Source organism: Marinobacter sp. G5_S1_61_S3 (genome assembly GCF_054968585.1).
Genome location: NZ_JBQKUK010000001.1, coordinates 1 through 18,441, shown reverse-complemented (window position 1 = coordinate 18,441; position 18,441 = coordinate 1). Strand labels below are relative to the sequence as shown.

The window sequence follows — 18,441 nt, the reverse complement described above, 5'->3', positions numbered from 1 at the left end:
CTTCAGTCCGGCGGGCTGGCCGGCACTTACGTGCCGTTCAGAATCCAGCCTGCCGCTTTCTCCGCAATCATCAGTGTGGGGGAGTTGGTGTTACCACTGGTGATGGTCGGCATGACACCGGCATCCACCACGCGCAGGCCGGCGACGCCACGAACTCTGAGGTGAGGATCGACGACTGCCATGTCGTCGTCTGCCCGCCCCATGCGGGTGGTTCCCACAGGGTGAAAAATCGTGGTGCCAATGTCTCCCGCCAACCGGGTAAGTTCCTCATCGGTCTGGTACTGAAGGCCCGGTTTGAATTCTTCCGGCTCATACTTGGCCAATGCCTGCTGCTCTGCAATGCGGCGCGTTACCCGAAGGGAATCCGCTGCGACCTTGCGGTCTTCCTCGGTGTTCAGGTAGTTGGGGGCAATGGCGGGCTTGATTCTGGAGTCCCGGCTACGAATACGCACGGTACCGCGGCTCGTCGGGTTGAGGTTACAAACGCTGGCGGTAATGGCTGGAAAGTCATGCAAAGGCTGGCCAAATGCCTCCAGACTCAATGGCTGAACGTGGTACTGGATGTTGGCGTACTCATATTCTTCGGAACTGCGGGTAAACAGACAGAGTTGGGAGGGGGCCATGCTCATGGGGCCGGAGCGGGTAAGCAGATACTCCAGCCCAATTCGTGCCTTGCCAATCAGTGAGTTGGCCATGGTGTTCAGGGTCTTCGCGCCCCGAACCTTGTAGACCGATCGAATCTGAAGGTGATCCTGAAGATTCTCGCCGACGCCGGGTAAGTCGGCAACAACCGGGATATCGTGTTCCCGAAGCAGATCCGCGGGGCCAATGCCCGACAGCTGCAGCAACTGGGGGGATCCGATAGCGCCGGCTGAGAGGATGACTTCGCGGCGTGCGCGGGCGGTAATTTCCCCCTCTCCCGGTCGTTCAACACGTACGCCGGTGCATCGGGGCTTTTCACCGGCCGCCATGTCCAGCGCCATGACATGGGTGGAATGCCACAGTGTCAGGTTAGGGCGCGTCTTGGCTGGCCGCAGGAACGCCTTCGAGGTGCTCCAGCGCCAGCCGGAGCGCTGGTTGACTTCGAAGTAGTCAACGCCTTCGTTGTCGCCGCGGTTGAAGTCCCGGGTTCGGGGAATGCCAGCCTGAACGCAGGCGCTGGCAAAATCCTCCAGAACGGTCCATTTCAGCCGCTGATGCTCGATCCGCCACTCACCGCCGTGGCCGTGGTAATTCCCGTGTTCCGGATCGGCGTCGCCTTCTTCGTCCAACCGGTAGTGATCTTCATGACGCATAAAGTCGGGTAGGCAGTTATCCCATGACCACGCCTGCTCTCCGGTAACATCGGCCCAGTGGTTGTAATCCCGGGCCTGGCCACGAATGTAGAGCATGCCATTGATGCTGGAGCAGCCACCCAGGGTTTTCCCCCTGGGGTAGATCAGTGATCGACCATTCAGGCCGGGGTCCGGCTCGGTGCGAAAGCGCCAGTCCGTGCGCGGATTGTCGATGCAATAAAGGTAGCCCACTGGAATATGGATCCAGTGGTAATTGTCACGACCGCCCGCCTCGATCAGCAGCACCCGGTTGGCCGGGTCGGCGCTCAGACGGTTGGCCAGCAGGCAGCCGGCAGAGCCGGCCCCGACGACGATGTAATCAAACTCGTGCTGCCCGTGTGCATTGTTGTTATTGGACATGGTCTGTCTCCCGGACTGGTTTGCGTGTTACTTGGCGGTTGGCATCACAAACTCGGCACCGGCATCGATGGAGTCTGACCAGCGCTGCATAATGGATTTCTGCCGAGTATAGAATTTAACGCCCTCTTCACCGTAGGCATGGGTGTCGCCAAACATTGAGCGTTTCCAGCCACCGAATCCGTGCCAGGCCATGGGAACCGGAATGGGCACGTTGATACCGACCATGCCAATCTGAATGCGACGGCCAAATTCACGGGCGACGCTGCCGCTCTCGGTGAAACAGCTGACACCGTTGCCGAATTCATGATCATTGATCAGGCGGATGGCAGTCGCAACATCGGGAACCCGCACACAGGCCAGCACCGGGCCGAAGATCTCTTCCCGGTAAATTGTCATCTCCGGAGTGACGTGATCGAACAGCGTGCCACCCATCCAGAAACCTTCGCCGCAGCCTTCGCCCGTTGACGTTGCATCGAAGTCGCGGCCGTCGACCACCAGTTCAGCGCCTTCAGCCACACCTTTATCAATATAACCGGTAATGCGCTGGTGAGCGCTGGCACTGACAATCGGACCCATTTCGGCGTCCAGGTCCATGCCGTTCCTGACCTTCAGGCTGCGTGCCCTCTCGGCCAGCCTGGGGATGAGTTTGTCAGCGACATCACCGACCAGAACCGCCACGCTGATGGCCATGCAACGTTCGCCGGCACTGCCGTAACCCGCGCCAATGAGCGCATCCACGGCTTTGTCCAGATCGGCATCGGGCATAACCACCATGTGGTTCTTGGCGCCGCCGAGGGCCTGAATGCGCTTGCCGTGACGGGCGCCATTTTCATAGATCAGATTGGCAATCGGAGTGGAGCCGACAAAACTCAGCGCCATGACGTCCGGGTGCTCAATGAGCGCTTCCACCGCACCCTTGTCACCCTGCACCACATTGAACACGCCGTCGGGCAGGCCAGCCTGTTTGAGCAAATCAGCGAGCATCAGAGACGCACTGGGGTCGATCGGGCTGGGCTTGAGCACAAAGGTATTGCCGGCAGCGATTGCCACCGGGAACATCCACATGGGCACCATCACCGGGAAGTTAAACGGCGTAATACCAGCGACCACGCCCAGGGGCTGGCGGGTCGTCCAGTTATCGATACCGGTACTGACCTGTTCGGTATAGTCGCCTTTGAGAAGCTGGGGAATACCGCAGGCAAACTCCACGATATCAATCCCCCGGGCAACTTCCCCCTGAGCGTCGGTAAAGACCTTGCCATGTTCGCGAGTTATCGCTTCGGCCAGTTCGTCTTTGTGCTGGTTAAGCAGTTCCAGAAACCTGAACATGACACGTGCGCGACGAATCGGCGGGGTGTCCGCCCAGCTTGGGAAGGCAGCAGACGCAGCGGCCACGGCCTGATCAACATCATCGCGGTTGGCAAGAGCGGTCTGGCCTGAGACCTTGCCGGTAGCGGGATTGAATACGTCCTGAGTTTGGCCGGAGCTGCCTTCTGAAATTCGCCCATTGATATAATGCTGGATCGTTGGATTGCTCATGGTTGTCTTTTCCTGTTTTTGATTCAGTTTTTTGTAAGGGTTCTGGATGCCTTTATTCGGGGCATTCGTCGCCGCTGGATAAGAATTGAACAGTTAATTTACGGTCGGTCAGGTACCGAAGCAATTGAGTTATTTTAAATCATGATATAAGTAATGCTTATATTGGAGCTCAGGAGGGAAAGACGGCTATGCAACACTTGCAGGGATTACGTGCCTTTGTGTCTGTGGCTCGTGAGGGGAGTGTTTCCAGGGCTGCCGAGCGACTGCATCTGACACAGCCGGCCGTGAGCCTGAAGCTGAAACAGTTACAAGATGATCTTGGCCTCAGGCTTTTTCGGCGTAAGCCGCAGGGTTTGGTGCTGAGTGCTGATGGTCACAACCTGTTGCCGGTGGCCGAAAGGGCGTTGGCGGGGATAGCTGCATTTGAGCAAAGCGCCCAGGCATTGCACAGTACTGTTCGTGGACGCCTTAAGATTGGCACCATCGTGGACCCCGAATTTATCCGTCTGGGGTCGTTTCTACACCAATTGGTGGCTCGCGCGCCCCAACTTGAAACCGAGCTGCATCAGGGAATGAGTGGCCGGGTTCTGGAACAGGTTCGCAATGGCAGCCTGGACGTTGGTTTTTTTCTTGCCCCGCCAGGTCTGGGCGCTGGACAGTCATCGCCAGAGTTAATGTACAGAGAGCTGACCCGGTTTGACTATCACGTTATTGCACCGGCGGGATGGGCGTCACGGGTGGCGGACAGTCGCTGGTCGAGCCTCGCCGGGCTGCCCTGGATCGTGACACCGCCGGATTCAGTGCACAATCGGTTATTGGCTGACGCAATGGAGCCTCATGGATTGGTTCCAAATGGCGTTGCACAGGTCGACCAGGAAGCCTGCATGCTGGACCTGGTCAGGGCGGGCGTCGGGCTCAGCCTGGCCCGGGATGCCCTGGCGATGGCAGAGCGACAGGAACGGGGGCTGGTCGTTGTGGAAGGCGTGCGTATCCCCTGTGCCCTGAGTTTTATCTGGCGCAAGGACCGGGAGGAAGAGCTGGTGATTGCAGAGGCGCTGGAGGCTCTTGCTGGTGTGTGGTTGTTTGAGACTCTTGATGACATCGATCGTGAAAACCGGCCCATTAGCCCGTGACACTTTCCATCAGACGCTGGCGGAACCAAATATGGGCCGGGTCATTGTCCATCACCGGTGCCCACAGCAGGTAGACCGGCAACGAGGGTACCTCTACCGGAAACGGCAGGGTCTTCAGCCCGAATGCCCGGGCGTACTGCTGGGCCAGACGTTCGGGCACCGTGGCAATCATGTCGGAGCGGCTGCAGGTGGCCAGCATACTGGCGAACTGGGTGACCCGGGCCCCGGTTCGCCGCTGCCAACCCGGTTCGTTGAGGATCTGGTCCAGGGGCAAGCGCCGGTTCCGATCCGGCAGTACGACGTGTTCGGCGTCCAGAAACTGCTGTTTGCTGCAATCGCCCTGCAGGTCTGGGTGGTCCTGTCGTGCCACCACCGCAAGCCTCTCCGCGAGAAGCACTTGCCGCCGTAGTCGATCGTTCTCTGTTGCAAAGGCATCCACGGCAAGATCCGCTTCGGCGGTATACAGCCTCTGGGGCATGTCATCGCCGGCCAGGGCGACCTCCACCACCACATTGGGCGCCTCGCTTCTCAGGCGTGTCAGTAACGTTGGTAACACCACCATTTCGAAATAGTCGTTGCTGAGCACGCGAAAGCGTCGCTGGCTGGTGCCGGGCACAAAGCGATTGGCCGGGTCCAGTGTGTCGCGCATGGCGCCGAGTTGCTGGCTGAGGCTTCTGTGCAGCTCACGGGCGCGGGGTGTCGGCACCATGCCCTGATGGGTACGCACAAACAGGGGATCATCCAGGGTATGACGCAGGCGCTGCAATGCGGCACTGATGGCGGGCTGGCTCATGCCCAGGGTGTCTGCGGCACGGGAGAGTTGCCCGGCTTCCATAATGGCATCGAATACCGGCAGCAGGTTGAGGTCGACGCTTCGTAAATTCAGTTTCATGGATAATACTTATACCAAATATTGAATAGAAAGATATAGCTCTCCCCAGTAGCGTCAGAAGACGTACAAACCCTCGTCTCGGAGAACAATAATGGACGACCAAAAACTGACGATGCTGGTTACGGCTTTTATTGTGGTTACCGCCCTTTGGGAGGTAGTCAGCGGCCGTACCCGTGAAGGTCGCAAGAACACGCAGGACTGGCGCATGGCATTTCTTGCCACGTTCATGATGGTGGCGGTGCAAAGGCCGTTGGTGTTGCTGTTGCTGACGCTGGGTCTGTCAACGCTGATTCCTGGCAGCGCCGGTTCACTGGCCTGGCTCGAACAGGCGTATTTCTGGCCCACGTTGATCGTGTTTTTCTGCGTGGAAGAGTTTATCCACGGCAGTTTCCACCTGTTTGCCCACCGGCGCCGACCCAATAACCGTGTTCTGCAATGGGTTCAGGCGTTCTACAAGATGAGCCACCGCCCGCACCACATGTCGGGCGGCCAGGACAACAAGGGCCAATTGACGGTAACGCAGACCTTCGTCAATGGCTGGGCCTGGTGGCTGATCATGCCCAACTACACCTTCCAGTTGCTGTGTCTTTATCTGGGGCTGGTAGAGGTGTTCCTGATTGCCACCGCCTTCAAGGGACTATGGGCGGCCCATACTCATGTGAACTGGAATTATGACCTGTATTTCCACAACCACCGCTGGGCCTGGGTTCGCAAGACCATGTGGGCACTGGCGCATATTCTGGTCTTTCCCACTCAGCACCACCATCATCACGCCCGCGGGCCCAATTCAGCCAAGAATGTGACCTCCACGCTGGCGATCTACGATTGGCTGGTGTTTGGCACACTCGCCATTGAAACCAGCAAACCCAAGGTCTATGGCTGGCGCCAGAAAGACCATGAGGCGAACAGTGCATTGAAACGCTATTTCTGCTGGGATGTTCGACCCTATGTGCCAAAAACATAGGCGGTGAAATTTTTTTTGGAATAAACGCCAGGCTCAGCCGTCTCCCTGATGAAAGCCACCCGAAACGGGTAAATCAGGAGGACGTAACCATGAAAAAGCATGTACTGACACTCGCAATCTGTTCCATTCTTTCCACCGGCGTTTTCGCCGCAGAAGGGTCTGGCGCGGCCAATGCAAACGCGCAGGCTGAAACCAACATGAGTGCGGAAGCCAGCACCCGCAACGGTGTTTCCGCGAATGGTGGTGCCTCTGCAAGCGCAGAGGGCAGTGTCAACGGCGAAGCCGCTCGAGACGAAGCTGCCGACCAACGCCAGGCGGCCAGTGAAGAAGCCCGCGGAAGGGCCGATCAGGCGGTCAGCGCTGGCGTTGAAACCGGCCAGAAGGTGCGAGCAACCGCCGATGCTACAGCGGACACGGCTCGCGATGAAGCTGGTGAGAAGCGCGAACAGGCGCAAGAGCGCATGAACGAGACCCGAAATGCTGAAATTCGCGCTGAAACCAATCAGCAGATCGGAACGTCTGTATCTGAGAGCGTCCGGAGTGAAGTGCAGAACACCGTCAAGGGGACCGTGAAAGGGTCCGGCAGTGGCGGCCTGCTATAACCACTCCTCCAGACTCGCCGGGCCATAGGGCCCGGCTTTCTTTTGGACGCCCAAGTGAAAGGAGCAGACATGCAGTTGATTCAACGTATTTTGACCTTGCCCCTGGCCATTGGCCTGGCGTCACCGGTATTAATGGTTCAGGCGCAGGAGAAAGCGTCAGCGAACGGATATCTTGAAGGCGGTTACGAGCACGACAGCAACGTGACCGTGGATGAACTGAACACGTCCGCCGATGAGAGCGATCAGGCCTGGGTTTTCGACGCCGGTCTGGAAGGCATCCTGAAACCCACCGAGCGGTTAAACGTGACGCTCGGCTATTCGCTCTCGGGCAGACGGTACCAGAACCTTGATGAATTCGATCAGGACATTCACCTGCTGTCGGCCGATGTCAGTTATGACTTCGACCCGGTCACCGTTGGCACCAGTTACTACTATTCCCACGCAACCCTGGGGTCAGACCCGTTCCTCGATTTCCGGCGTGCCAGTGTCTATCTGGGCAGCCTGCTCGCGGAGGACGTTTATCTGCGTGGCAGCCTGCAGGACAAGCGCAAGGAATTTGATGACAGTGATGCGCGGGATGCCGAGATAAAAGGCGCCAGTCTGGATGCGTTCTTCTTTTTCAACCAGGCCCAGAGCCACTTTCTACTCGGCCTTGACGGTGATCGCGAAGATGCGGAGGCGAAAGCCTACGACAATGACCTGCTTCGCGTTCGGGTAGCGTTGGTGCATCGGTTTATCCTGGCCGGCGAGGAAAACCGCCTGCGGTTTGGCTGGCGTTACGAGGACAGGGAGTATGAAGAGGTGACCGTCACCAGTACCAGCCCGGTTCTGACGGACCCTCTGACCGGTGACCTTACCGAACGCTCAAGCAATGAGCGGGCGGACAAAGCCCGTATTCTGGAGGCCAGCTGGCGGATTGGACTCAACGAGGTGTTTAGTGTTGAGCCCAGTGTTTCCTGGGGCCAGTACACCTCGAACGTGGATTCTGCGGATTACGACAAGACGGTGGCGGGGGTGACGCTCAGGGCGGATTTCTGAAACCCGACAGTCAGAAATCCAGAAAGCCGTGACCGAATTCGGTGTCTCGGCCAGGACGGCCAAGATCCTTCGCTGCATTGATCAGGGCACCAATGGCCTTGTCTTCCGAAAGTTCATTACGTTGGCAGGCCAGTGCAGCGGCAACCACCGGCGACGCCAGCGAGGTGCCGCTGTCTGCAACCATGCCGGCATCAGGGTGTGCTACCGGAACGGTGACGCCGTTGCTGGCAAACATCACCTGTTCACCCCGATTGGCCCAGCGGTAGAGCTTCCCGGAACTATCAGCCGCCGTCACACCGATCACTTCTGTGTAGGCGGCCGGATATAATGGCGGGGCAGAGGGCCCTTGATTGCCTACCGCCGCAACCATCAGCACGCCGCGCTCCGTGAGGCGGCTCACCGCCGCAGCGAGAAGCTGGTTGTCCGGGCCGGTCAGGCTGATGTTGATAACCGACAAATCCTGACCGGCCAGCCAGTTCAGGCCTTCCAGTAAATGACCAAGTGTGGCGCCTGAGAGGGTGCGATCCCGGTCATAGAACACCGAGGCATTGAAGATCGTAGCCTGCGGCAGCCGGGCAGGCCATTGCCCAGGCCGGTTGCCCACCAGCAGGCTGGCGACGGCCGTGCCGTGAATCATAGGCTCAGCGAGACTTCCTTCCATTTCCGCCAATGCCAGAAAACGCTCCTGCACAACCTGTGCACTTTCAAATACCCGATGGTCTGTGGCAATCGACGTATCCACCATTCCAACGCGAACCGGGGCGGTGCAGAGGCTACGCCACTGTGGCACTTTGGTCTCTGACAGGGGCTCTTTCGCACCCGTTTGCGGAGCATAGATATGGTTGCGGTCCAGCCGATCCGCGAGTTCTGGTAGGGCGTCCTGTAGGGCATTATGGGAATCCAGCTCGGCAGTGACCCGGAAGCGCACCACGGTCATTCCCAGGCCGGTCAGCTCTCGGCGTTCGAGAACTGTGATCTCCGGCTGGTCAAGGCGGGCGAGTTCCGCAGCGGTACCGGTCACCAGCCACTGACCTTCCACGGCACGGAAACCGTCGTCCAGTTGGATATCATTGAACGCTTTCTGTCCCTGACGCGTGAGAATGGAAAGGACTGACGGTAACGCTTCGAGCTGTTCCATGAGCTCTGTGGCCTGTGTGTTGATCTGCTTCTCAAGGCGACGGTCCATGGCCTGCTCCACCATGCGCTGTGTCTTCTGTTCAACCTGGCGGGTTATTGGATCTATCTGGCCGCTGGTTACGTCACCGACACCGATGGACAAGGCCGGTGCGGAAAGCGTGCAAAGAGCGATTGCAGGGAACAAGTGTCTCAAGAGAAAAGGTTTCATCGTGCCCGTCCGATTAAAGATGTGTGTCATACGATACAACGGCCCGGCGGAAAAAAAATTCCTTCGTTCATGGAATAAATCGGTTTCACGACCGTTTTACCGATAGCACCTTTGGAAATGGAAGGCTATGAAAGAGGAAATCACCGAACTATTACCAAGGCTCCGACGATTCGCCTACTCGTTGACCGGCTCCCTGTCAGACGCCGACGACCTGCTACAGAATACGGTGGAGCGTTTGTTGACCCGGGACATGCCGGACGACGCCGACCTTACCAAGTGGGCATTCCGGGTTTGCCGTAACGTCTGGATAGACGAGTGTCGCGCGCGTAAGGTTCGGCGGGACGCCGCGGAACATCCGGAGTTGACGGATGGCCAGGTGATCAATGGCGAGCACCAGACCACCAAAGAGATCGAATGGCACCGAGTGGACGCTGCGATGGCAAGATTGCCACAGGACCAACGCCAGATTATCTCCCTGGTGGCAATCCAGGGCATGCCCTACAAAATCGTGGCTGAGATTCTGGAAGTGCCCAAGGGTACGGTGATGAGCCGGCTGGCCCGAGCCAGGGCGGCATTAAGCGAGGCCCTGGCGCCTGTAACCATGAGGACCGATTCATGAAGATGACTGATGAAACCCTGTCGGCTTTCCTCGATAACGAACTGACCGACGCGGAGATGGAAGCGGTTCGGGACCAGATTGAGAAGGATCCAACGCTGGCAGATCGACTGGCCGAGATGGCGTCCGTGGATGCCGAACTACAGGCCCATTACGGCTCGATCGATGACCGTCCCATGCCGGCATCAATTACCCGAATGCTGGAGGAAAAGGCCTCCCGGAGTGCTGCGCCCGCGCAGGACAATGTGGTCACTTTTCCGTGGTGGCGCAGGCTGCCCGGCCACACGGGTAAAGCGATCGCCGCCGCTATCATCGCGGGGGTGGCGCTGACGCAATGGCTGACGGTAGCAACGGACGGCGATCCGATGTCGCCCGCGGTGGCGAACGTTCTGGATAGCCAGCCCAGTGGCGAAGTTTACCAGGTTAATGACCAGGCAAGCCTGACGCCGAGACTGACGTTCCAGAGCCAGGCCGGCCAATGGTGCCGTCAGTTCCGCCTGGAGACGCAAACGTCCGCGTCGGAGCAAATTGCCTGTCGCACTGGCGAGGGTTCCTGGGAACAGGTGGCCACTGCCGAAGCAGAGCCTTCCCTGGCACCTGATGTATACCAGACAGCGAGCGGTGGCAGTGTGCTTGACGAGGAACTGGACCGGATGATGGCCACGCCCCCCGTTGGGCCGAACCAGGAGCGTGCGTTGCTTGAACAGCAGTGGAGGCGTAATTAACAGTCCTGCGTCCCAGCGGTTTGCGGTTCCGGTGGATGGCAACACGGGGGAATCCAGCTAGTATCAAGGTGTTTATCCTTCGCTGACCTGATGGGGCCGTAATGACCGAATACTTTATCCAGGCGTTTATCTATCTGACCGCTGCTGTTGTCGCGGTGCCATTGGCGAAGCGCCTGGGTTTGGGGTCGGTATTGGGGTATCTGGTGGCCGGTGTCGTCATCGGGCCGGTGACGGGGCTGGTGGGCCAGGAAACCGCAACCATTCAGCATTTTGCCGAGTTTGGTGTGGTCATGATGCTGTTTCTGGTGGGCATGGAGCTGGACCCGAAATCCCTCTGGGCCATGCGAATTCGTTTGCTGGGCCTGGGCGGCCTGCAAGTGGTGCTCACCTCCGCTGCCGGAATGGCGATTGCCTGGTGGATGGGGCTGCAATGGCAGACCACCGTCGCCGTTGGCCTTATCTTCTCGTTGTCTTCCACCGCCATTGTGCTGCAGACCCTGAACGAGAAAGGACTTAGCAAAACCGAGGGGGGCCGGGGCGCTTTCTCGGTGCTGTTGTTCCAGGATATTGCGGTCATTCCCATGCTGGCGGTGATTCCCCTGCTGGCGATATCCGAACTGGCGGGCGTTGGGGTGACGGACCCCGGGCACCAGGGCGGTTTCAGCCTGGTGGCGCATCTGCCAGGCTGGGCTCACGCCCTGGTGGTGATCGGCTCTGTGACTACGGTGATCGTCGGCGGTCATTACCTGAGCCGGCCCCTGTTTCGTTACGTGGTTCAGTCCGGTATGCGGGAGGTTTTTACGGCCACCGCGTTAATGCTGGTGATCGGTATCGCCGCGCTGATGAGCATCGTCAATCTGTCGCCGGCGCTCGGGGCCTTCCTCGCCGGTGTGGTGCTGGCCAACAGCGAGTTCCGTCACGAACTCGTGGCCAACATTGAGCCCTTCAAAGGGCTACTGCTCGGATTGTTTTTCATCACGGTGGGTGCCGGTATCAACTTTGAGGTGCTGGCGGCGCAATGGGGCACAGTGATCACATTGGCGCTGGCGGTTATCCTGGTCAAGGCAGCAATTCTGCTGCTCCTGGCATTGTTATTCGGGCTGCGGGGCCGTGATGGCTGGCTGTTCACCCTCGGGCTGGCCCAGGCCGGCGAATTCGGCTTCGTGCTGCTGACCTACAGCATGCAGAACAGTGTGATCCCCGCGGACATCGCCCAGCTTCTGGGATTGGTGGTGGCGCTGTCCATGTTCCTGACGCCGCTGTTGTTTATTGCCTACGACCGGCTGATCTTGCCGCGGTATCGTGAAGCCCGCAATGAGCAGCGGGAAGCCGATGTGATCGAGGAGCAGGCGCCAGTGATCGTGGCCGGGGTTGGACGATTTGGCCAGATTGTGTGCCGGTTGTTGCGCGCCAACAAGATTCCCATTGTCGCGCTGGATCTGGCCCTGGATCAGATCGAAAACCTGCGACGTATCAACATCAAAAGCTATTTCGGTGACGCCAGCCATACGGGGTTACTGGAAACGGCGGGCATCGCCCACGCGCGCTTGCTCGTGGTTGCGATTGACGACCGGGATAGAGCCGTGGCCCTGGTGCACCATGTCAAACAACACTACCCCGGCGTCTGGGTACTGGCACGGGCGTTCGATCGGGGCCATGGCTATCAGTTGCGCCAGGCCGGCGCTGACGACGTCGTGAGCGAAACCTACCATTCTGCGGTGGAGCTGGGTGGCCATGCACTGACCGCATTTGGCGTTCACCCATTGCGGTCGCGGCAGATGACCTGGGCATTTATCAATAATGAGAAGTCCCACGAGGACGAACTGTTCGACGCCTGGAAGGAAATCGAAGAGGGTATCCGCTTTAGCCCCCGTTATGGTGAGCTGTTCATGAAGCTGGAGGACACCCTGAGTGACGTGATGCAGCAGGACTGGGAACCGCCCAGCCGTGAGGAGGTGCCCTTGTGGTCACCTCCCAGAACGGATGAGTGATGTCTGCGATGCCTAGTTGGTGCTGAACCTGAACCGGCGCCGACCCCATCCCATCATAAACAGCAGGGCCAATATCGGCCAGGACATGCTACCGCCACCACCGCCTGACGATGAGTCGTCAGAGGCCGAGCCGGAGGAAATGGAGTTGTCCACTTGCTGGACGTTGTAGGCCGACAGCTCGGCGTCCGGATCAAGGGAGCTGTAGATCCGCCCCACACCCTCCGCAAAGGCCTCAATTTCAATAGTATTGTCCAGAAGCTGTCCATCCATGGTGATACGGGTTTGTCTGAGTGTGACCAACACGGCACGCGGCTCGCCGTCTACGCTGGTTGTGGACTCCTCAATCAATTCAATGGTCGTGGTGAAATTGACCTGATTGCCCTGCCGGCCATTGATGTAGCTGGAGAGGGTGGCACGTGAAGTGACACTCGTGCCCAGCTCAAGCGAGCTGGGGATCATTAGCAGACCATCCCCGTAGGTGATTCGAATCCGATCTCCTTCCGAATCAACAAACCGGCTTTCAAGCAGATAGACGCCAGTAGTACGACGTACCAGGCGGTCATCGCCATTGGGAAAAATGAACTTGAACATACCTGCGCCGCTTATGGATTCGCTTCGGAACTGGTAGCCATCCGATGGGTCGGAGAAAACCCAGGTGATGTCCCCCAAGGGGAAAAAGTCCATCGTATTGTGGGTGGGAAAGTCGTCAGAAACGTCGGGATTGTAACCGGAGGCGACTTCTGAGGCGTTCGTGGCGCCGTCACCGTCATAGTCCTGGGACGCATCATCGGGATTGTATGGGTCGAGCGCCAGATACTGGTCTTCCAGCGAGTCTGGCAGGCCGTCTCCATCGGAATCGAGGTTGGGATCCCCTGCAGGATAATCCTCCTCATCGGTCATGGATGTACCGTTGAGGTACTCGCTCAGATTGCTGTAACCGTCTGCGTCCAGGTCTTCCTGGGCATCGGCACTGTCAAAGGGATCCAGTCCCACTGCGAGTTCGTCTGTGTCGGGGATGCCGTCGTTGTCGGAATCATTGTCACAGGCGTCGCCAAACTCATCGCCATCATGATTGTCTTGATTGGCATTGGCGGTGTTGGGGCAGTTATCTTCGAGGTCAAACAGCCCGTCGTCGTCAGTGTCCGCTGTGAAATCGAGTACTGAGATGTCAGGCCCCCCGCTTGCGGCCATTTCAATCGCCACCAGGTGGGCGCCATAGGCCAGAATACGGGTGTCCAGGGCATCGAATATAGAGTTCTCTTCAAGGAGCTCGTAGTTGTCGGACCAGGTTTGCAGCACGGCATTGCCATCAACTGCTGCAATGGTGTGGAGGGTATCTCCCGTCCAGGCGGCGTCTGTTATTTCATTGGACAGATAGTTGAGTTCGGCGAGGGAATAGGCGTCGTGGAGCTTGCCTCCGCCGGTCAGCAGCAATTGGCCTGCAGGGTCGAAGTGCAATGGTGCGGCTGCGTAGCCGCTGCTGTGATAGGGGGAGTCGCCCTTGCTGCCCAAAAGCCCGGTGGTTGAGCTCAGCTCGGACCATTCAATGTCATTGGGCGATGTTCCGGACCGGAAGTGATAGATACGCTCGGTGACAGGATTCCATAGGTATTCTGAGCTGGCGTGCCGCCATTCAACGGAGTCCACCATTGTTCCGGATGCGTCAAAGCTGTAAAACCGCTCCCAGGCACCGGATGCATCCACCGCAAAGAGATAATCGCCTGCGGATTCCAGACCCAGAACACTTTGTGGCAGGTTGGTGAACGGAGTTTCCTGAAGTGTCCCGGTGGACATGACTATCTGGCTGATCTTTCCACCAGTGTAGCCCAGGTAAAGTCGCCCATGGGCTGGGGAATACGTCATCCACGTGGGTGGGTTCAGCAGGCCGATGCTGTCAACATAGGTTTGCGTTTCCGCCGACCAGATGTGAATGGCCAGTGTCTCCCGGTCGGCCAGATACAACAGGCCTTCCTGGCTGTCGAACTCGATGAAATCCGGGATGAAATCCGAAGTTTCCGGATTGGGGGGCTCGCCTGGCGATGGCGTGGCAAGACTGTCGAGGTCCAATACTTCAACACCGATCTGACTGCTGTTCTCGTAGAAAGCAAAGACAGCGTCACCGTAGCTGGCAATTTTCAGAGGTTGCTGGTTGAGGCCCATCTGAGCCACTTCCAGCATGGCGTTGTTGTATTGATGAACGGTATTGCCACGGAGCACCAGCAGGTCGCCCTGCCAGAAAGTCATATCGTCAAACGCGCCAGCAAGGCTGCCGGCGTAGGTCAGGTCGTTGGCGAAATAAAGGATGCCCTGATTGTCGAGTACGCGACTTTCATCCGGGAACAGGTAAAGTTGACTGGCACTGGGATAATCCCCGTGGGCGGGGCTGTCCATATCGCTCCCCATTGTGCCATCCGCATTGAGTGGGATTTTAACAATATCGGACGGTGAAGTGCCGTCTGACCGATAGTACAGCGCTGACTGTGCTGGTGATCCCACAGACCCGGTCCCCCTGTAGAAAACCGTTTTTTCTTCTATGAGTGTGTAATCTGACAGGTTCCGAGCCATGACCCGGTTGAAACCCTGTACCAGATAAAGGGCGTTTCCTACCGCATGGAGTGCCGTCATGTCTTCGCCGGTGTTGGCAATGAAAGTCGGTGTCTGCGAATCGAGATCTATTGCGTAGGCACTGCGCCGATAGGCCACATACAGATTGTTACCCTGAATTTCTGCGGCTGTTGGTACGTTATTGAGGGGAATATCCGACAACATGGATTGCGACACCATGTCGTAGCGGACGACTTTATTCGGGGCAGCGAAAGTGAAATAAATCACACCATCGTCCTGGTCGATATCAACCAGCGCAGCGTGAGAAACGGTCGAAAAAAAGCAAAAACACACCAGAAAGAACGCTTTCAGCGCCTTTGGAGAATGTCGCATACAACGTTCCCTGTTTAAGTGACTGGACAACGATACTGAACGCGGATCAGGCGTTCTTCACACACATCACGTGCGTCGTGCACGGTATGATGTTAATTGATTAAGGATAGTTAATCATCCGCGGCATTAACTTGATAGGTGTCTCATTGGGGAAACCCCAGTCTGTTGATTCTCCACTGAAGGTTCTGTTCATTCATGCAAATACAGCTATCACATTTGTGGAATATCTGTTCGTTTTTGAAAGGGGTAGTCTGAATTCAATGAAACACGAAGGAGAATTCAGACATGAAGGTACTGATTGTACTGGCCCACCCGGAAAGGCGGTCATTCAGTGGGGGTTTGGTGGATGTGGCTACGGAAACCCTGAATCTGGCGGGGCACGAGGTAGAAATAGACGATCTCTATGGGGAAGGTTTTGATCCGGTGGAGCGTTCGTCGTGGTATGGCAAGCGTCAGGATGAGTGCTATTTTGCTCCGCTGACGGAGCAGCGGGCTCACTATGATGCCAATGCATTACCTCAAGACGTGCAGCGTGAGATAGCCAGGCTGAATTGGGCCGATCTGGTGATTTTCCAGTTTCCGCTATGGTGGCATTCTCAACCCGCCATATTGAAGGGCTGGTTTGATCGTGTGTTGGTCTATGGCGGACTTTACTCGGGAAGCATGCGCTATGATCGTGGCTATTTTCGCGGTAAACAGGCGATGTGTTCCGTGACCACAGGTTCGCCGGAGCAGGCGTTCATGCCATTTGGCCGCGCCGGCAATATGGTGGAATGGCTGTGGCCGGTTCATTCTTCACTGTATTACGTGGGCTATGACGTGCTGGCACCGCACATAAGCTATGGGGTGCAGGGTGGCGGCATCCGCTATCAGGAGGAAGGCGCGTTCCGGGACCATCTGGAGGCACTGAAAGACCAGTGGGCGCACCGGTTGTCGGGGATTGAACAGGACGCGCCAATTCCCTTTACTGGCTGGAATGACTGGGACGATGCCGGAGTGCTCAAACACTCGAATCCGACGCGTTGGCGGTTGTGAGCAACGTTGTGATTTGCCCTGAGAAGACTATGCTTGAGCTAAGGCCCGGCAGAGGAGAGCATCGCCTTGGCACAACAACGGGACGTCACGGTCTTTTACGATGAACGGGTATTGGCCCATCACCCCGATACCAACATGGATTTCCTGCCCGGCCGCCTGGACAAACGGGTACGTTCCATTCTTTCAGGCCTCAATGTGCAGTGGAAGTACCCCGAGCATCCAGGCCGTATTACCGCGATCATGGACTTGCTTGCCCGTGATCCCATTCCCGGTGTCCGGATCGAGCCTGGTAAGGCGGCAACGCCGGATCAGTTGAGCCGGGTTCATACGACTTCGTTCCTGGACGACATATTCTCATTGCGGGACGAAAGTGCGTGGCTGGATGTGGATACCACAGCCGTTTCACCGGGCAGTGTTGAAGCTGCCGAAGTCGCTGCAGGCACGGCCATCGCAGCCGTGGAAGCGGTGGTTGAGGGCCGAACGAACAGCGCCTTCGCAATGGTCAGGCCGCCTGGTCACCATGCTGAGCCAGTACGCGCAAGGGGGTTCTGCCTCTTCAATAATGTTGCCGTTGCGGCTGCACACGCGCAGGCGGAGCTGGGCTGTGAACGGGTATTGATCGTCGACTGGGACGCCCACCATGGCAATGGTACCCAGGACATCTTCTGGGCGGATCCGGACACCATGTTTTTTGATATTCACCGGGCCGCACCATTTTACCCAGGTAGTGGCGCGTTAACCGACGTAGGCGCCGGCCTGGGCGAGGGCACCACCATTAACGTGCCCATGCCCGGTGGCGCGGGCGATGTCGCTTACCTGAAAGCGCTGCGGGAGATACTGGTACCCGCCGCAGACTACTTCAAACCGGACCTGGTACTGGTTTCCGCCGGCTTTGATGCCCATTGGTACGACCTGGCGCTCAATGTGTCCTACGAAGGCTTCTCAGCCATGACGGGCATTGTGCAGGAAATTGCGGACAAGCACTGTAACGGCCGGCTGGTCATGGTGCTGGAGGGCGGTTACAATACCGAATCATTGTCTCATGGCGTGCACGCAGTGCTTCGGGCACTGGCCGGTGGCACGTTGGCGGAACCAAGGGTCTGCGGCATGGAAGAAGTGGACACTGCCATCGATTTTCATAAGGGCGCCTTCGAGCCCGATAACACGGATTAGTCCTTCTCTGCAGCCTTCCCAAAAATAAAATAGCGGTTTCCTATCGAACGGCTAAAAACAATCAATTTGAATGTTTTTGATCAAATCAATACTTTAGCCAACTCAAGTTAGCCAATGCCTAAACTCAACCAACGGGAGATATCTACTATGGGTATGATTAACAGCGAAATTAAACCGTTCAACGCCACCGCCTTTAAAGGCGGCGAGTTCGTTGAAATTTCTGAAGCCGACGTAAAAGGGAAGTGGTCTGTCTTCTTCTTCTACCCGGCCGACTTCACTTTTGTATGCCCGACCGAGCTGGGCGACGTTGCCGACAAGTATGAAGAGCTGCAGAAGCTGGGTGTGGAAGTATTCTCCGTATCCACCGATACGCACTTTACCCACAAGGCGTGGCACAGCAGCTCCGAGACTATCGGCAAGATCAACTACTTCATGGTAGGCGACCAGACCGGCACCATCACCAACAACTTTGGTGTGATGCGTGAGGGCCAGGGCCTGGCAGACCGCGCTACTTTCCTGATCGACCCGGATGGTGTTATCCAGGCCATGGAAATCACTGCCGAAGGTATCGGCCGTGACGCTGACGACCTGCTGCGCAAGGTAAAAGCGGCTCAGTACGTTCGTAACAACCCCGGCGAAGTTTGCCCGGCCAAGTGGAAAGAAGGCGAAGCGACTCTGACTCCGTCACTGGACCTGGTTGGCAAGATCTAAGGTTTCGGTAACAGTGAAACCTGTAAAAGGCCCGCTCTGCGGGCCT

15 protein-coding genes are annotated in these 18,441 nt (G+C 57.6%); 10 read left to right on the top strand and 5 right to left on the bottom strand.

What is annotated here, in order from left to right; translation table 11 throughout:
• Window positions 1-26: 26 nt before the first annotated feature.
• Together ACTRWH_RS00075 and ACTRWH_RS00070 are read right to left on the bottom strand one after the other, a co-directional pair.
• Window positions 27-1,694, bottom strand: coding sequence for a GMC family oxidoreductase N-terminal domain-containing protein (locus ACTRWH_RS00075; RefSeq protein ID WP_462825748.1), 1,668 nt, complete (start codon window positions 1,692-1,694; stop codon window positions 27-29).
• Between the two features lie 27 nt (window positions 1,695-1,721).
• Window positions 1,722-3,233 (bottom strand): CoA-acylating methylmalonate-semialdehyde dehydrogenase, encoded by a 1,512-nt coding sequence (locus ACTRWH_RS00070; protein ID WP_041332875.1) that lies wholly within the window; start codon window positions 3,231-3,233, stop codon window positions 1,722-1,724.
• Window positions 3,234-3,421: 188 nt separating this feature from the next.
• On the opposite strand from ACTRWH_RS00070, the gene ACTRWH_RS00065 reads away from it, so the two are divergent.
• Complete coding sequence (locus ACTRWH_RS00065; RefSeq protein ID WP_462825747.1) at window positions 3,422-4,366, top strand: LysR substrate-binding domain-containing protein; 945 nt, start codon at window positions 3,422-3,424, stop codon at window positions 4,364-4,366.
• Here the strand turns inward: ACTRWH_RS00065 and ACTRWH_RS00060 are convergent.
• Complete coding sequence (locus tag ACTRWH_RS00060) at window positions 4,356-5,258, bottom strand: LysR family transcriptional regulator (protein WP_136633731.1); 903 nt, start codon at window positions 5,256-5,258, stop codon at window positions 4,356-4,358. The genes ACTRWH_RS00065 and ACTRWH_RS00060 overlap by 11 nt on opposite strands.
• A gap of 91 nt (window positions 5,259-5,349) precedes the next feature.
• Between ACTRWH_RS00060 and ACTRWH_RS00055 the strand changes: the two genes are divergently transcribed.
• The 3 genes from ACTRWH_RS00055 to ACTRWH_RS00045 all read left to right on the top strand — a co-directional run bounded on the left by ACTRWH_RS00055 (window position 5,350) and on the right by ACTRWH_RS00045 (window position 7,862).
• On the top strand, window positions 5,350-6,222 hold the full coding sequence (locus ACTRWH_RS00055) for a sterol desaturase family protein (protein ID WP_085678273.1): 873 nt from the start codon (window positions 5,350-5,352) through the stop codon (window positions 6,220-6,222).
• A gap of 89 nt (window positions 6,223-6,311) precedes the next feature.
• Window positions 6,312-6,824, top strand: coding sequence for a hypothetical protein (locus ACTRWH_RS00050; protein ID WP_091644436.1), 513 nt, complete (start codon window positions 6,312-6,314; stop codon window positions 6,822-6,824).
• 69 nt (window positions 6,825-6,893) lie between these two features.
• The gene (locus ACTRWH_RS00045; protein WP_036211659.1) at window positions 6,894-7,862 is read left to right on the top strand and encodes a surface lipoprotein assembly modifier; all 969 of its coding nucleotides are present in this window, start codon (window positions 6,894-6,896) and stop codon (window positions 7,860-7,862) included.
• Window positions 7,863-7,872: 10 nt separating this feature from the next.
• On the opposite strand, the gene ACTRWH_RS00040 is transcribed toward ACTRWH_RS00045, so the two are convergent.
• The gene (locus ACTRWH_RS00040) at window positions 7,873-9,207 is read right to left on the bottom strand and encodes a S8 family serine peptidase (protein WP_462825746.1); all 1,335 of its coding nucleotides are present in this window, start codon (window positions 9,205-9,207) and stop codon (window positions 7,873-7,875) included.
• Window positions 9,208-9,334: 127 nt separating this feature from the next.
• Here ACTRWH_RS00040 and ACTRWH_RS00035 point away from each other — a divergent pair, with 127 nt between their 5' ends.
• From ACTRWH_RS00035 to ACTRWH_RS00025, 3 genes are all read left to right on the top strand, one after another.
• Complete coding sequence (locus ACTRWH_RS00035) at window positions 9,335-9,826, top strand: RNA polymerase sigma factor (RefSeq protein WP_041332886.1); 492 nt, start codon at window positions 9,335-9,337, stop codon at window positions 9,824-9,826.
• The gene (locus tag ACTRWH_RS00030) at window positions 9,823-10,548 is read left to right on the top strand and encodes an anti-sigma factor (protein ID WP_085678281.1); all 726 of its coding nucleotides are present in this window, start codon (window positions 9,823-9,825) and stop codon (window positions 10,546-10,548) included. The genes ACTRWH_RS00035 and ACTRWH_RS00030 overlap by 4 nt, the downstream gene beginning before the upstream one ends.
• 101 nt (window positions 10,549-10,649) lie before the next feature.
• Window positions 10,650-12,539 (top strand): monovalent cation:proton antiporter-2 (CPA2) family protein, encoded by a 1,890-nt coding sequence (locus tag ACTRWH_RS00025; protein WP_462825745.1) that lies wholly within the window; start codon window positions 10,650-10,652, stop codon window positions 12,537-12,539.
• Window positions 12,540-12,551: 12 nt separating this feature from the next.
• Here the strand turns inward: ACTRWH_RS00025 and ACTRWH_RS00020 are convergent, their stop codons facing one another.
• Window positions 12,552-15,476 (bottom strand): GlyGly-CTERM sorting domain-containing protein, encoded by a 2,925-nt coding sequence (locus tag ACTRWH_RS00020; protein ID WP_462825744.1) that lies wholly within the window; start codon window positions 15,474-15,476, stop codon window positions 12,552-12,554.
• A gap of 285 nt (window positions 15,477-15,761) precedes the next feature.
• On the opposite strand from ACTRWH_RS00020, the gene ACTRWH_RS00015 reads away from it, so the two are divergent.
• From ACTRWH_RS00015 to ahpC, 3 genes are all read left to right on the top strand, one after another.
• Complete coding sequence (locus ACTRWH_RS00015) at window positions 15,762-16,511, top strand: NAD(P)H-dependent oxidoreductase (RefSeq protein ID WP_036211652.1); 750 nt, start codon at window positions 15,762-15,764, stop codon at window positions 16,509-16,511.
• A 66-nt stretch (window positions 16,512-16,577) separates the two neighbouring features.
• Complete coding sequence (locus ACTRWH_RS00010) at window positions 16,578-17,684, top strand: histone deacetylase family protein (protein WP_036211650.1); 1,107 nt, start codon at window positions 16,578-16,580, stop codon at window positions 17,682-17,684.
• Between the two features lie 147 nt (window positions 17,685-17,831).
• Complete coding sequence (ahpC, locus tag ACTRWH_RS00005) at window positions 17,832-18,395, top strand: alkyl hydroperoxide reductase subunit C (protein WP_007153032.1); 564 nt, start codon at window positions 17,832-17,834, stop codon at window positions 18,393-18,395.
• The last annotated feature ends 46 nt before the right edge of the window (window positions 18,396-18,441 follow it).